Origin of the sequence: Micromonospora sp. NPDC049240, from assembly GCF_040647835.1 — a bacterium.
Classification (GTDB): domain Bacteria; phylum Actinomycetota; class Actinomycetes; order Mycobacteriales; family Micromonosporaceae; genus Micromonospora.
Map to the genome: position 1 here is coordinate 259,846 of NZ_JBEZCX010000009.1, position 13,833 is coordinate 273,678.

15 protein-coding genes are annotated in these 13,833 nt (G+C 74.0%); 2 read left to right on the forward strand and 13 right to left on the reverse strand.

Translation table 11 applies throughout. The annotated features are described in order from the left end of the window. Nucleotides 1–203: 203 nt before the first annotated feature. From AB0B02_RS16420 to AB0B02_RS16430, 3 genes are all read right to left on the reverse strand, one after another. On the reverse strand, nucleotides 204–488 hold the full coding sequence (locus AB0B02_RS16420) for a GlsB/YeaQ/YmgE family stress response membrane protein (RefSeq protein ID WP_091572003.1): 285 nt from the start codon (nucleotides 486–488) through the stop codon (nucleotides 204–206). Nucleotides 489–722: 234 nt separating this feature from the next. Continuing rightward, nucleotides 723–2,600, reverse strand: a complete 1,878-nt coding sequence (gene lepA, locus AB0B02_RS16425) for a translation elongation factor 4 (protein WP_281937223.1) — start codon at nucleotides 2,598–2,600, stop codon at nucleotides 723–725. Nucleotides 2,601–2,728: 128 nt separating this feature from the next. Then, nucleotides 2,729–3,265, reverse strand: coding sequence for a DUF4240 domain-containing protein (locus AB0B02_RS16430; protein ID WP_357300928.1), 537 nt, complete (start codon nucleotides 3,263–3,265; stop codon nucleotides 2,729–2,731). On the opposite strand from AB0B02_RS16430, the gene AB0B02_RS16435 reads away from it, so the two are divergent. After that, nucleotides 3,264–4,343 carry a phosphotransferase gene (locus AB0B02_RS16435; RefSeq protein ID WP_357300930.1) on the forward strand — a complete coding sequence of 360 codons (1,080 nt, stop codon included), beginning with the start codon at nucleotides 3,264–3,266 and terminating at the stop codon, nucleotides 4,341–4,343. The genes AB0B02_RS16430 and AB0B02_RS16435 overlap by 2 nt on opposite strands. A gap of 169 nt (nucleotides 4,344–4,512) precedes the next feature. Continuing rightward, nucleotides 4,513–4,779: a 30S ribosomal protein S20 gene (rpsT, locus tag AB0B02_RS16440; protein WP_089158054.1), complete on the forward strand. Its 267-nt coding sequence runs from the start codon at nucleotides 4,513–4,515 to the stop codon at nucleotides 4,777–4,779. Between the two features lie 177 nt (nucleotides 4,780–4,956). Here the strand turns inward: rpsT and AB0B02_RS16445 are convergent, their stop codons facing one another. The 10 genes from AB0B02_RS16445 to rsfS form a co-directional block, all read right to left on the reverse strand. After that, the gene (locus AB0B02_RS16445; protein WP_281937228.1) at nucleotides 4,957–5,454 is read right to left on the reverse strand and encodes a hypothetical protein; all 498 of its coding nucleotides are present in this window, start codon (nucleotides 5,452–5,454) and stop codon (nucleotides 4,957–4,959) included. Next, on the reverse strand, nucleotides 5,451–6,431 hold the full coding sequence (holA, locus tag AB0B02_RS16450) for a DNA polymerase III subunit delta (RefSeq protein WP_281937229.1): 981 nt from the start codon (nucleotides 6,429–6,431) through the stop codon (nucleotides 5,451–5,453). The genes AB0B02_RS16445 and holA overlap by 4 nt, the downstream gene beginning before the upstream one ends. Before the next feature lie 192 nt (nucleotides 6,432–6,623). Then, on the reverse strand, nucleotides 6,624–6,782 hold the full coding sequence (locus tag AB0B02_RS16455; protein WP_357300933.1) for a hypothetical protein: 159 nt from the start codon (nucleotides 6,780–6,782) through the stop codon (nucleotides 6,624–6,626). A gap of 71 nt (nucleotides 6,783–6,853) precedes the next feature. After that, a complete protein-coding gene (locus tag AB0B02_RS16460; RefSeq protein ID WP_281937232.1) occupies nucleotides 6,854–7,219 on the reverse strand; it encodes a hypothetical protein in 366 nt (121 codons plus the stop codon). A 261-nt stretch (nucleotides 7,220–7,480) separates the two neighbouring features. Then, nucleotides 7,481–9,856 carry a ComEC/Rec2 family competence protein gene (locus AB0B02_RS16465; RefSeq protein WP_357300936.1) on the reverse strand — a complete coding sequence of 792 codons (2,376 nt, stop codon included), beginning with the start codon at nucleotides 9,854–9,856 and terminating at the stop codon, nucleotides 7,481–7,483. Continuing rightward, nucleotides 9,853–10,800: a ComEA family DNA-binding protein gene (locus AB0B02_RS16470; protein WP_357300938.1), complete on the reverse strand. Its 948-nt coding sequence runs from the start codon at nucleotides 10,798–10,800 to the stop codon at nucleotides 9,853–9,855. The genes AB0B02_RS16465 and AB0B02_RS16470 overlap by 4 nt, the downstream gene beginning before the upstream one ends. Before the next feature lie 283 nt (nucleotides 10,801–11,083). Next, a complete protein-coding gene (locus tag AB0B02_RS16475) occupies nucleotides 11,084–11,860 on the reverse strand; it encodes an SDR family oxidoreductase (protein ID WP_281937238.1) in 777 nt (258 codons plus the stop codon). Between the two features lie 61 nt (nucleotides 11,861–11,921). Then, nucleotides 11,922–12,773, reverse strand: coding sequence for a DegV family protein (locus AB0B02_RS16480; RefSeq protein ID WP_357300940.1), 852 nt, complete (start codon nucleotides 12,771–12,773; stop codon nucleotides 11,922–11,924). 48 nt (nucleotides 12,774–12,821) lie between these two features. After that, nucleotides 12,822–13,451, reverse strand: a complete 630-nt coding sequence (locus AB0B02_RS16485) for a histidine phosphatase family protein (protein ID WP_281937242.1) — start codon at nucleotides 13,449–13,451, stop codon at nucleotides 12,822–12,824. After that, the gene (gene rsfS, locus AB0B02_RS16490; protein WP_107155880.1) at nucleotides 13,448–13,819 is read right to left on the reverse strand and encodes a ribosome silencing factor; all 372 of its coding nucleotides are present in this window, start codon (nucleotides 13,817–13,819) and stop codon (nucleotides 13,448–13,450) included. Before rsfS ends, AB0B02_RS16485 begins: the two co-directional genes overlap by 4 nt. Nucleotides 13,820–13,833 lie beyond the last annotated feature (14 nt).

Consider the following 13,833-nt stretch of genomic DNA (forward strand, 5'->3'; position numbering starts at 1 on the left):
CGCTAAGTTCCCGACCGGCGAAAAATCCAAACCGACTCCGGTGACGAATTGTTCATCCCTACCCTGAGCTTTGGTTTCCCGCCCAAAGTCCGGCCGGGGCTGCCGTCGTCCATACCGTCAGCGAACCGACCAACTTCAATGCCAAACGGCGACGGGCACCCGGCCGGTCGGCCGGGCGCCCGTCGCGGCGCGTTGGTACGCGGTCAGTGGTGGGTGACGCCCCGCCGACGACCGACCCCGGCCACCAGGGCCACGGCGATGGCGGCGAAGAGCACCTGCAGCAGCAGCTCGCGCCAGTCGATGCCGGCGGTCTCGGCGAAGCCGGAGGCCCGGGCGACGATCGTGCCCAGCAGCGCGGCGCCCACACCGATCAGCATGTGCAGCCACATCGGCATGTTCTGCCGGCCCGGCACGACCAGGCGGCCCAGCGCGCCGACGATCAGGCCGACGATCAGCGCGGTGATGATGCCCCAGACGGTGAACTCCACGGTCGGTCCTCCTATAAGCGGTTTCGCACGTTCTGTGCGGTTGCTGTCGTGACCGGTAAGTTCCCGACCGGTCGAAAACCGAAACCGGCCGAATCCGCGACACGCCGGAAGTCGCCCGACCGCCGAGCCAAAACCGCAGGTGGGAGCGGTTCCGGAAGCTGAAAATTTCCTGAGTACGCGAACCGGCCGGCACCCTCGACGGAGGGTGCCGGCCGGTTTCGTGGGTCGCCGGGGCTACTTCTTGCCGGCGGGCTTACCGTCGCCGGAGTCGGACGAGAGCGCCGCGATGAAGGCCTCCTGGGGAACCTCCACCCGGCCCACCATCTTCATCCGCTTCTTGCCCTCCTTCTGCTTCTCCAGCAGCTTGCGCTTCCGGCTGATGTCACCGCCGTAGCACTTGGCGAGCACGTCCTTGCGGATCGCGCGGATCGTCTCCCGGGCGATCACCCGGCTGCCGATGGCCGCCTGGATCGGCACCTCGAACTGCTGACGGGGGATCAACGAGCGCAGCTTCGCCGCGATCGTGGTGCCGTAGTTGTACGCCTTGTCCTTGTGCACGATGGCGCTGAACGCGTCCACCGGCTCACCGTGCAGCAGGATGTCCACCTTCACCAGGTCGGACGCCTGCTCGCCGGAGGTCTCGTAGTCGAGCGAGGCGTACCCCTTGGTGCGGCTCTTGAGTTGGTCGAAGAAGTCGTAGATGATCTCGGCCAGCGGCAGCGTGTAGCGCAGCTCCACCCGGTCGGCGGAGAGGTAGTCCATGCCGAGCAGGTTGCCCCGGCGGCCCTGGCACAGCTCCATCACCGCGCCGACGTAGTCGTTCGGCGTCAGCACGGTGGCCCGCACGGTCGGCTCGTACACCTCGGCGATCTTGCCGGTCGGGTACTCGCTCGGGTTGGTCACCACGATCTCCTGGGCGTCCTCCGTGATGGCCCGGTAGACCACGTTCGGCGCGGTGGAGATCAGGTCGAGGTTGAACTCCCGCTCCAGCCGCTCCCGGATGATCTCCAGGTGCAGCAGGCCGAGGAAGCCGCAGCGGAAGCCGAACCCCAGCGCGCCGGACGTCTCCGGCTCGTAGACCAGCGCCGCGTCGTTGAGCTTGAGCTTGTCCAGCGCCTCACGCAGGTTCGGGTAGTCCGAGCCGTCGATCGGGTAGAGGCCCGAGTAGACCATCGGCTTCGGGTCCTTGTAGCCGCCGAGCGCCTCCTTGGCCGGGTTGCCGTTGATGGTGACCGTGTCACCGACCCGCGACTGGCGGACGTCCTTCACGCCGGTGATCAGATACCCCACCTCGCCGACGCCGAGCGCGTCGGCCTTCACCATCTCCGGCGAGATGACGCCGATCTCCAGCAGCTCGTGCACCGCGCCGGTGGACATCATCTTGATCCGGTCCCGGGCCGAGATGCGGCCGTCGATCACCCGGACGTACGTGACCACGCCGCGGTAGACGTCGTACACCGAGTCGAAGATCATCGCGCGGGCCGGATCGTCGGCCTCCCCGACCGGCGGCACGAACTGCCGGACGATCTCGTCGAGCAGGTACGGCACGCCCTCACCGGTCTTGCCGGAGACCCGGATGCAGTCCGCCGGGTCACCGCCGATCAGGTGCGCCAACTCCTCGGCGTACTTCTCCGGCTGGGCGGCCGGCAGGTCGATCTTGTTGAGCACCGGGATGATGCGCAGGTCGTTCTCGAGCGCCAGGTAGAGGTTCGCGAGAGTCTGCGCCTCGATGCCCTGCGCGGCGTCGACAAGCAGGACCGCGCCCTCGCAGGCGGCCAGCGAGCGGGACACCTCGTAGGTGAAGTCGACGTGGCCGGGGGTGTCGATCATGTTGAGCACGGCGGTCTCGCCGGCCCGGTCCCCCTCCCGGATCGTCCACGGCATCCGGACGGCCTGGCTCTTGATGGTGATGCCACGCTCGCGCTCGATGTCCATCCGGTCCAGGTACTGCGCGCGCATCTGCCGGGGGTCGACCACGCCGGTCAGCTGCAGCATCCGGTCGGCCAGGGTCGACTTCCCGTGGTCGATGTGGGCGATGATGCAGAAGTTCCGGATGCGCGCCGGGTCGGTGGCACCAGGAGCGTTCGCGCCGGGATCGAGCTTCGGTGGCACAGCGGTCCGTTCTGGTCGGCTGACGTGAGCGGGCCGGCGCGCCGCCGGCCCCCTCTATGCTCCCACGTCGTCCGGCGCGCGCCCGGGCTCCCCCAGCACTGCCCGGCCACCCGCCGCCACGCGGGGCGTCACTCCGCCGGCGGTTCGACGAAGAGCGCGGCGAGCCGGGGCAGCCGGCGGCGGGCCTCCTCCTCGTCGTCGAAGTCCCAGAAGTCGTTCAGGTCCGGCACCTTCACCGGGTCCCGGTCGGCCGGCAACTCGGACGCGGTGGCCTGCCGGTACGCCTCCCAGGGCACCGACAGCATCCGCTCGCACTCGAACTCCTCGCCGCTGAGCGCGGCGGAGCGGACCCGGGGCAGCTCGGCCAGCGAATCCGGCTCGGTCACCGCCCGCGCGAAGACGGCCCGACCCTGCGTCATCAGCCAGCCGCGGAAATATTCGAAGCCGTCGTCCGAGGCGCCCCCGTTGATCAGATACGCCGCGCCCCACAGGTCGACCCGGTAGGAGGCGGCGAGCACCCGCCGCTGGTGGTGGGCGTACCCGACGATCTCCTCCGGATCACGCGCGGCGAGCAGCGCGACCGCCCGCACGGCGACCGCGTCGGCCTCTCCCCCGGCCCCGGCCCGGGCCTGGTCGATCAACTGCCAGAAGTCCTCGGTCCTCATGGTCGGCAGTCTGGCAGAGCCCACCGACGCGCCGCCCGCACCGGCGGTGGTGGCGGTGCGGCAGCATGGTGCGGTGCGTGCGATCTCGCTACCACCCGTTCCGTACGGGGAGACGGCCGAACGACCCGGCTGGGCCGACCTGCCGGACGGGCTGCGCGACGCGCTGACGGCCCGGCTCGGCGGTCCACCGGCCGAGGTCCGGGTGGCCGGCGGCGGCTTCACGCGCGGCTTCGCCGCCGTGCTGACCGGCCCGGCCGGCGACCGGGTGTTCGTCAAGGCGGCGGCGCTGGCCGGGCAGCGGCACCTGGTCGACTGGTACGCCCACGAGGCCGCGATCCTGGCCCGGCTCCCCGCCGGCCTGCCGGTGCCCCGGCCGCGCTGGGCGTTGACCGAGTCCGGCTGGTACGCGCTCGCGCTCGACGCGATCGACGGGCACACTCCCCGGCTGCCCTGGGACCCGGCCGAGCTGGCGGCGGCCCTCGCCACGTACGCCGAGGTGGCCGCCGCGCTCGCCGAACCGCCCGGGGACCTCGTCGCGCTCGGCCTGCCGCGCCTGGCCGACCTGGCCCGGGACGACATCCTGTGGTGGGGCGAGGTGGCCGCCGGTCGCGAACCGCTGCCCGCGGCGGCGGCGGGCGTCCCGCTGGCGGAGCTGGTCGCGCTGGAGTCCCGCCTCCCCGGCTATGCCGACGCCGCCCCCGGGCTGGCCCACGGTGACCTGCGGGTGGACAACCTCCTGCTGGACGCCGACGGCCGCGCCTGGCTCTGCGACTGGACCTGGCTCTGTCACGGGCCCGCCTGGTTCGACCTGGCCGGCCTGCTGCTCACCGGGTACGCCAGCGGCCTCGACGCGGACGCCGCCTTCGCCCGCCACCCGGCGACCGCCGGTGCGCCCGCGGACGCGCTGGACGTGAGCCTCGCCGCACTCGCCGGCTACTTCCTCACCGGCGCCGCCGCCGGCCCGTCGAGCGCCTCCCCACACCTGCGCTCCCACCAGCAGTGGAGCGGCACCCAGGCCCTCACCTGGCTCACCGCCCGCCGCGGCTGGGCCCGGGGGCAAGGAGGGGCCCCCGCTTAACGTTTCCGGTAGAGAAGGGGCCCCTTCTCACCCCTGCTGACCGGTGCGTTCGGGAGGCGTTTTGGCTCGTCCGGGAACGACCTGGTAGCCTGACCATTCGCGCGGCGATGACGCATGCTCGTCGCGCACGCAAGCTGACCAACCCGAGCTATCAAGACGAGGCTGTCGCGTGGCGAACATCAAGTCCCAGATCAAGCGCAACCGGCAGAACGAGAAGCGCCGGCTGCGTAACAAGTCGGTCAAGTCGTCGCTGAAGACCGCCATCCGCAAGTTCCACGAGGCTGCCGAGGCGGGCGACACCGAGAAGGCCGCCGTGCTCATGCAGGAGGCCACCCGGAAGCTGGACAAGGCCGCCAGCAAGGGTGTCATTCACGCCAACCAGGCGGCGAACCGGAAGTCGGCGATCGCCAAGCGCGTCGCTTCGTTCTCGGCCTGACGAGACCGTAGACCTGACCGGAAGCCCCGGGGCCACCGCCTCGGGGCTTCCGGCTGTCCGCGTTTCCCGCCGGGGGCGAGGTCAGGCACGCGGTCCGGCTGGCTGGGCTGCATGGGCCGCGGCCTGACTGAGTGGCGCTGCTTACTGACTGGCGCGGCTGGGCGGAGCGGGCGGCGGTCAGCGGAAGGAATCGGGCCAGGTGATCTCGGAGGCGGTCTGCCGCCCCCGCTCCTCGGGCCGGTCGAGCGGCGGCGCCGAACGCCCCGCCCGGTGGTAGGGAGCCGCCGAGCGGGTGGCACTGTCGCCGGTCAGGCTCAGGCCACCGGACACCGCCCGGACCGTGGCCGGCACCCGGGCCCGCCCGACGACCGGCTCCATCTGCCGGCGGAAGCGGTCCCGCTCCTGGTCGGGCACCTGGGCCGCGGTGCGGATCACGATCTCGGCCACCACGTCGTTGAGCTTGACCATGACCGCCACGGCGGTCGGCAGCACCAGCACCGCCCACCAGCTCACCAACTCGGCGAGCGAGAGCAGCACGGCCAGCGCCACCGCGCCCTCGAAGAAGAGGAAGCAGAGCACTCCGCCCGGGTTGACGAAGCGCAGGCCGAGCACCCGGGCGTAGAGGGGCCGGTAACGGTCCTCGTCCGTCGGCACGGTCGACCACGCTCGGGTCACCGGGCGCCGCCCTGCCGGGCTGCGGCCACCGAGAAGACAGCCCGCTCCAACGCGTACGCCCGGTCGTCGGCACCGCCCTTGACCGCCGCGTTGCACTCGGCGGCGGCCCGCATCGCCGTGACCAGGCCCTCCGGCGTCCAGCCCCGACCCTGGCGTTGGGCCCGCTCGATCTTCCACGCCGGCATGCCCAGGCTGCTGGCGAGCTGGTAGGCGCTGCCCCGCCCGGCCGAGGCGACCCGGGCCACGGTCCGTACGCCGTCGGCGAGCGCGTCCGCGATGGGCACCGGATCGACCCCGACGTGCAGCGCCCAGCGCAGCGCCTCCAGGGCACCGGGAACGTCACCGACCATCGTCGCGTCGGCCACGGTGAAGCCGGTCACCTCGACCCGGCCCCGGTAGTAGCGGGCGACCGTCTCGGCGTCGATCCGACCGTCGGTGTCGGCAACGAGCTGTGAGCAGGCGGCGGCCAGCTCACGCAGGTCGTTGCCGACGGCCGCGATCAGCGCCTCGGCCGCGTCCTCGGCACACTTCCCGCCATGGCGGCGGATCTCGTCCCGGACGAAGGCGACCCGCTCACGGTGCCCCTTGAGCTTGCCCGCCGGCACCACGGTGGCGCCCGCCGACCGCAGGCCGTCGGCGAACGCCTTGCCCTTGGCGCCGCCCAGGTGCAGCACCACGAGCTGCACGTCCGGGTCGGGATTCTTCGCGTACGCCAGCAGCGCGGCGGACAGGTCCTTGCGGGTGTCCTGGCCGGATCGGAGCACCAGCACGCGGCGACCGCCGAACAGGGACGGGCTCAGCATCTCGTCGATCTCACCGACCGCCAGCGAGCCGGCCTGGTATTCCCGCACGTCCACGTCGGGGTCCACCGCGCGGGCCCGGGCGACCGCGTCGGAGACCGCGCGCGTGGCGAGCAGCTCCTCGTCGCCGAGGACGAGCAGAATGGGAGGCAGGCTGGCGGGGGTCACGTCGCACATACTCGCACGCCCTCGGGGCGGATCGTGCCTGCTCATCGCGGACTGTGACGGCCCAGCCCGCACTCAACGCAAATCCAGACATTTCCCTTGATCCCGCACCTATAGCAACAGAACCCCAGCACGTTCACCACGACCGTCCGGGCCCGCTACCGCGCGCCACCACCGCCAGACCGGCGCCGACCCGGGCGGCCTTCACCGGGGCGGCACCCCTGCGGGAGAGTAGGTTCCGCTCGGCTCTGCCGCGTCCAGCAGCACCGCGCTCGTCCAGTCGACCAGCGCGCGCACCGACCGGGAAGCATCCCGGACCGTCAGCGACCAGGAGACCTCCGGTCCGGCCGTGGGCGTCGACACCGCACGCCTCGCCGGAGGTCTCGCCTGGTCTCAGGCCGTCACGCCGTCGACGAGGCCCATGGTCGCCACGACTAGCCGATGCAGATGGCGACGGCCCTGATGGTCTGGACCGTCGCGCCCCGGTTGCTGCCGCGCACCGCCCAGCCGTTGCCGGAGGCGAAGGAGTCGGTGATGAAGATGTCGAAGGCGGATGTCTGGCCGCCACCGCCGGTCACAATCGTGCCGGACGGGCAGGTGACGGTGGCGACCCCGTTGGCCCCCGGCGACACCGACACGGAGGTGCCGGTCCGCTGGGACATCGGAGCCATCGCCGCCTGCGACTTGGCTGCCGTGGTCGAGCCGGGGTCGGCGGCGGCGGCAGTCAGGGGTACGGCCAGCAGGAGGCCGCCGGCCAGTGCCGCCCCCGCGCCGGCGAGGATCAACTTCTTGTTCTTCATGGCTGGAATTCCCTTCGCTTGTCGAGACATGGTCGCCCGTACGGTGGCCCCAGGTTGGCTCACTCCGGGGGATCAAATCCATAGATGACCGGCTAAATTCCAGATAAGACAAATCTATCGACATTCATCTGGTTTGGCCCACGGCAGTATCCTCTGACCAGGGTTTTTGCCCCGCCTGACCGCCGTTGGCCGCCTGGTCGTCAGCAGGCCACTCCGGCGGATGGGTCTGCCAGCGGCCGCGGCAGTGTGGCGGGCAGAGCTTCAGCGCGACCGTCCGGGCCCGGTGCCGCGCGCCACCACCGCCAGGCCGGCTCCGGCCCGGACGACGGCCACGTCCCCGTCGGTGTCGGTACGCATCACCCGGGCGCCACCCCTGCTCAACCGCCCCAGCAGACCGGGGTTGGGATGCCCGTAGTCGTTGTCGACACCGACGCAGACCAGCGCGACCGCTGGGCGCACCGCGGCGAGGAAGTCCGGATCCTGGTAGGCGGACCCGTGATGCGCCACCTTCAGCACCTCCGCCCGGAACGCGCCGGCCGGCACGGTCTCCAGCAATGCCCGCTGCTCCTCGGTCTCGGCGTCCCCGGCCAGCAGGATCCGCACCCCGGCCACCGTGGCGGTCAGCACCAGGGAATTGTTGTTCGGGTCGGAGCGGCTGCCGCGCAGCGGGTACGGCGGCCCGACCGCGACCAGCTCCACCGCACCGGCCCGCCAGCGCCAACCCGCCGACGCCGGGGCGAGCGACGCACCACCCCGACGGGCCGCCTCGCGCACCTGGGCCACCCCGTAGGGCGGCTCGGACCAGGGCGGGCCCACCACCGCGCCGACCCGGCGGCCCCGGAACACCCCGGCCACCCCGCCCACGTGGTCGGCGTGGAAGTGGCTGACCACCAGCAGCGACACCTCGCGTACGCGGAGGCGGCGCAGACAGGCGTCCACGCCGGACGGCTCCGGGCCGGCGTCGACCACCACGACCCGGCCGGGGGTGACCGGCAGCACCACGGCGTCGCCCTGGCCCACCGCGCACGCCACCACCACCCAGTCGCGCGGCGGCCACCCGGAGGCGAGCAACCGGATCGGCAGCGCGCCCAGCGCCACGGCGAGCGCCACGACCGCGACCAGCCGTCGGGCCCGACGTCGCCGGGCGGCGAGCAGCAGCGCCACGCTCACGGCGGTCAGCAGCAGGCCGCCGGTCACCCCGCCCGGCCAGGGCAGGTTCCCGGCCGGCAGCCCGGCCCCGTGGGTCGCCACCGCCACCAGCCAACGCGCCGGCCAGCTCGCCAGCCAGGCGAGGAACTCCGCGCCGGCCGGCCACACCGGTGACAGCACCGCGGCGAGCACACCCAGCACCGTGGCCGGCGCGACGGCGGGCACCACCAGCAGGTTCGCCGGCACCGCCACCAGGCTGACGGTCGCGGACAGCGCGGCGATCACCGGGCCGCAGGCGAGCTGCGCGGCGGCCGGCACCGCCAACGCCTCCGCCAACCCCGGCGGTACGCCCCGGCGACGCAGCGCGTCCCGCCAGCCCGGCGCGAGCAGCAGCAGCCCGCCGGTGGCACAGACCGACAGCGCGAAGCCCGGGTCACCGGCCAGATCCGGGTCCAGCAGCACCAGCCCGGCGACCGCCGCGGCCAGGGCGGGCAGCGCGGCCCGGGGCCGCCCGGCGGCCAGCGCGGCGAGCCCGATCGCACCCATCGCCGCGGCCCGCACCACGCTCGGCGAGGGTCGCACCAGGATGACGAAGCCGACAAGCGCCAGGCCGCAGAGCGCCACGGCGGTACGCGGACCGGCGCGCGCCCAGCGGGCCAGCAGCAGCACCGCTCCCACGACGATGGCCACGTTGGACCCCGACACCGCGTTGAGGTGCGTCATCCCGGTGGCCCGGAAGTCCTCCTCCACCTCGGGCAGCAGCCGGCTGGTGTCGCCCACCACCAGGCCGGGCAGCAGCCCACCCGGGGCGTCCGGCAACGGTTCGCAGGCCCGCTGCAACCCGGACCGCAACGCGCCGGCCGCCCGCTGCGGCCACGACGCGGCGCCGTGCCGGGTGGGCGGCCCGGTGGCCGAGAGCACCGCCGCGGTCAGGTCGCCGCCGCGCGGCGCGGCGAGCCGTCCCCGGGTGGTGACCCGCTGCCCCGGCAGCAGCCCCCGCCAGCCGGGGTCGGTGGCGAGCACCAGACCGCGCACCGGGCCGGTGACCTGACCGCCGTCGGCGCCGGTGAGGCGTACCAGATCGACCCGGACCAGCAGGGTGGCCGCGCGGCCGGGCGCGCCGCGCACCGGGCGGGGGTCGTCCCGGACCACCAGGTCGGCGGTGACAAGCGCGCGTTCGGCGACGAGCGCGCGGACCGGGGCGGCGTCGCGGACCGCGACCCGCGCCCCGGTGGCCGCCGCCCCGCAGAGCGCGCCGAGCAGGACGGTGACGGCGATCCAGCCGTACCGGCGCGCCGGGCCGACGGGGTGACCCAGCACGCCACCGAGGTGCAGGCCCGCGACGAGCGCGAGCGCGGCGGCGACGGCGGCCAGCCCGGCGGTCCACGGGAGGGAGAGGTGCAGCCCGGCCAGCGCGGCGAGCCAGGCCGCCACCGCGAAGCCGGCCAGTCGCAGGTCCGGACCGGCCTCCCCACCGTCGGCGCTCACACCGTCACCAGTTCCTTGAGCTGCTCGTAGCGGGCGTCCCCGATGCCGTCGACCTGACGCAGGTCGGCCACGGACCGGAACCCGCCGTGCCGGTCCCGGTGGTCGAGGATCCGCTGGGCGAGCACCGGGCCGACGCCGGGCAGCGCGTCGAGCTGGGCCAGCGTGGCGGTGTTCAGGTTGACCGGCCCGGCCGCCGGTCCACCGGGCGCACCGCCGCCGGCCGCCGGACCGGGTGCGGGCTGTCCGGGTGGGGCAGTGACGCCGACCAGGATCAACTCACCGTCGGTGACCTTGCGGGCGGGGTTGAGCAGCGCCACGTCGATTCCGGGCAGTGCTCCCCCGGCCGCCGTCAGGGCGTCGGCCAGCCGGGCGCCGGCCGGGAGCCGGACCAGCCCGGGGCGGCGGACCTTGCCGGCGACCGTGACGACCACCTGGCCGGACGGACCAGCCAGGTCGGCCGCTTCGGTCGCCGCGCCGACCGCCGCCCGCGTCGCCGCGCCGGCCGGCGTCTCGCCGACCGGCGCGGCCGGCCGGACCGGTTCGGCGCTCGGACGGGATCGCCACGCCCAGACGGCGGCCACCAGGACGACGATCGCGGCCACCACGGCCAGGACGCGGACGCCCCGCCGCCCCGGGTCGAACGCGCCCGGCCCGGGCAGCCGGGACGTCAGCCCGGGCCCGGCCTCCGGGTCCGGGCTGTCCTCGTGGGACCCGTCAGCATCGTCCGTCGTCGGTGTCCCCGACAGGGGCGCCAGGTGTCCACGTCGCGGTCCGGGGCGGCGGTCCGGCTCGGCGAACGGGTAAGCCGGTGGCGGCTCGGGCACCGCCGCCCGGACGGCCTGCTGTGCACTGCCGGCGGGAGCCGGGACGACAGCGCTGCCCGCCGCCGGCGTGAACAGCCGGGTGAGCCTCCGCTGTACCGTCGTCTCCTCGTCGTCTGACACGGCCGGGACGCTAGCGGCGACGCCGGGCCGAGAGCTGTCCCGCGTACCCTCGCCTGTGGACACCGGGGCGGTTGTGGACAACCACCCGATCATGCGAGCGATGTGCTGGCGATGACTGGGCGGGTGGATGGTCCGCGGTGGGTGGAACGTCATGGTTGCCAAAACGGGCCGGAGACAGCCATGGCGTTCCAGTCACGGGCCGGGTGGGGCTTGAGTGGAATGGCACGGGTGTCTCCGGCGCGCCCGTCACTCACGGCCAGCACGATCCGGAGGAGCGCGCCGGTCAGCGTGCCTCCGGGTCCAGCCCGAGCGCGGCCCGACCACCGTCGACCGGCAGCGTCACACCGTTGACGAACGAGGCCGCCTCCGACAGCAGGAACGCGACCACGTCGGCCACCTCCCCGGTACGCCCCATCCGGCCCACCGGGTGCAGCCGGGCCAGCTCCGACTCGACGTGCTCCACCCCGGCCCGGTCCAGCCCGGCCAGGTAGGCGGTATGCCGTTCGGTGTGGATCGAGCCGAGCGCGACCGCGTTGGTGCGGATGCCGTGCCGGCCGTAGTCGACCGCGAGCGCCCGGGTCAGCCCCTCCACGGCGGCCTTCGCGGTGGCGTACGGCAGGGCGCCCGGCACCGCCCGGCGGGCCTGGTGGGAGGAGACGTTGACGATCGCGCCGCCGCTCCCGGCGGCCAGGAACCGGCGTACGGCCGTGCCGGCACCCACCACGGCGGGGCGCAGATTGGCCGCGATCAGGTCGAACACCTCGGTCGCGGGCACCCGGTGCAGGTCGCCGTCGCGGAAGACCGCGGCGTTGTTCACCCAGCCGGCCAGCGGCGCGGACGCCTCGGCGCGGTCGGCGGCCCGGCCGGTGACCGCCTCGTCGGCGGCGTCCCCGGTGACGGCGTGCAGCCGGTCGGCGGCCGGATGCCCGGTCAGCCAGTCGAGCGCGCTGCCGTCCCGTTCGACCACGACCACCACCGCACCGTCGGCGGCCAACCGTTCGACGACGGCCCGACCGACCCCCCGTCCGCCTCCGGTGACGACGTACGATCGCGCGTTCATCCGGCCAAGCTAGCGTGCGGGCGACCGCGGCGTGCCCGGTGACCGCCCGCCACCGGGACCGTCACGGGCGGCGGTGGACGACCACGCAGGCCAGCCCGGGACCGGCGTGCGCGGCGACCACCGCACCGGCCTCGGTGACGTACGTGTCGTGCAGCCGGTCCCCCAGCCGCTCGGTCAGCGCCGCCAGCAACGCCTCGGCACGCTGCGGGGCGGCGAGGTGGTGCACGCCGAGGTCGACGTCGTGGTCGCCGGCCGCCTCGACGGCCAGGTCGACCAGGCGCGCCACGCCCCGGCTGGCGGTGCGGACCTTGTCCCGCACCACGATCGCGCCGTCCGGCATGTGCATGATCGGCTTGACCGAGAGCGCGGTGCCGAGCAGCGCCTCCGCCGCGTTGATCCGGCCGCCCCGACGCATGAACTCCAACGTGTCGACGTAGAAGAAGATGGTGGTCCGGTCGATCGCGTCCAGCGCCGCCGCGCGTACCCCGGTCAGGTCGTCGCCCCCGGCGGCGGCCGAGGCGGCGGCGAGCGTCGGGAAGCCGAGTCCCATGCCGGTGGAGCGGCTGTCCACCACCGCGACCCGGTCGTCGCCGACCTCGGCGGCGGCGAGCCGGGCGGCGTCGACGGTGCCGGACAGCTCGGCGGAGAGGTGCACGGAGACCACACCGTCCGCGCCGTCGGCGAGCAACGCGCGGTAGACCTGCGCGAACTGTTCCGGCGCGGGCCGGGAGGTGCTCACCGAGACGCGCCGGGCACCCAGCGCGCGGGTGGCGTCCGCCGGGAAGGTCTCGATGCCCTCCAGCCCTTCGGCGCCGTTGAGCACGACGGTCAGCGGGACGACGGTGAGCCGGTACGCGCGGACCAGCTCGGGGGGCAGGTAGGCGGTGGAGTCGGTGACGACCGCTACGGGCATGACCGGCACGCTAGCCGATGTCGCGGTGCCGCGCCGGGGCCGACCGGCTCAGACCGCGTCGGTCAGCGCCGGCTGGGTGATCAGCCCGACATTGTGCGCGCGCAGGTGCCAGCCGCGGACGTCGTCGTGGCGCAGCTCGGTCCAGTGGCAGTTGCCCAGCGAGCCGACGCTGCGCAGCACCGCATGGTCCCAGCCGAGCAGGTGACCGATGCCCTGCCGGGCCCCGCCGCCGTGGGTGGTGACCACCACGGTGCCGCCGGTGGCCAGGTCGGCCGCGTCGCGGAACGCGGCGCCGAGCCGCCCGCCCAGGTCGTCGAGGCTCTCGATGCCGGCGCCGGGGTCGGGGTCGCCGGCCCGCCAGCGGGCGAACTCGTCGGGGAACCGCTCGGCGGCCTCGGTCAGGGCCAGGCCCTGCCACTCGCCGAAGTGCCGCTCGCGCAGTCGCGGGTCGGAACGGACCGGCAGCCCGGTCGACGCGGCCAGCGCGGCGGCGGTGTCGGCGGCGCGGCGCAGGTCGCTGGCGACGATGGCGTCCGGGCGCAGCGCGGCCAGCACCGGCGCGGCGGCGCGGGCCTGCTCCCGGCCGAGGTCGTTGAGCGGCACGTCGGTCTGGCCCTGGACGCGGCTCTGCGCGTTCCAGTCGGTGTTGCCGTGCCGCCAGATGATCAGACGGGTCATTCGGCGGTGGCGGTGCCGGCGGCCGAGTCGGCGAGGTCGCGGTCCACGAACGGGATCTGCGGGCAGTCCTTCCAGAGCCGGTCGAGCGCGTAGAACTCGCGCTCCTCGGTGTGCTGGACGTGCACCACGATGTCGACGTAGTCGAGCAGCACCCAGCGACCGCCCCGCTCACCCTCGCGGCGGACCGGCTTGGCCTTCTCCGGCAGCTCCAGCAGGCGCTCCTCGATGGCGTCGACGATGGCGAGGACCTGACGCTCGTTCGGAGCGGAGGCCACCAGGAACGCGTCGGTGATCGCGAGCTGGTCGCCCACGTCGATGATGACGATGTCCTGTGCCTTCTTGTCGGCCGCGGCCTGGGCAGCGGCCATCGCCAGCTCATAGG

Bases quoted from the DNA above. Each gene is read 5' to 3' on its own strand.
- AB0B02_RS16435 (WP_357300930.1), top strand. From the start codon at position 3,264: ATGGTCGGCAGTCTGGCAGAGCCCACCGACGCGCCGCCCGCACCGGCG.
- AB0B02_RS16430 (WP_357300928.1), bottom strand. From the start codon at position 3,265: ATGAGGACCGAGGACTTCTGGCAGTTGATCGACCAGGCCCGGGCCGGG.
- holA (WP_281937229.1), bottom strand. From the start codon at position 6,431: ATGTGCGACGTGACCCCCGCCAGCCTGCCTCCCATTCTGCTCGTCCTC.
- AB0B02_RS16460 (WP_281937232.1), bottom strand. From the start codon at position 7,219: ATGAAGAACAAGAAGTTGATCCTCGCCGGCGCGGGGGCGGCACTGGCC.
- AB0B02_RS16475 (WP_281937238.1), bottom strand. From the start codon at position 11,860: ATGAACGCGCGATCGTACGTCGTCACCGGAGGCGGACGGGGGGTCGGT.
- AB0B02_RS16480 (WP_357300940.1), bottom strand. From the start codon at position 12,773: ATGCCCGTAGCGGTCGTCACCGACTCCACCGCCTACCTGCCCCCCGAG.
- AB0B02_RS16485 (WP_281937242.1), bottom strand. From the start codon at position 13,451: ATGACCCGTCTGATCATCTGGCGGCACGGCAACACCGACTGGAACGCG.
- rsfS (WP_107155880.1), bottom strand. From the start codon at position 13,819: ATGGCCGCTGCCCAGGCCGCGGCCGACAAGAAGGCACAGGACATCGTC.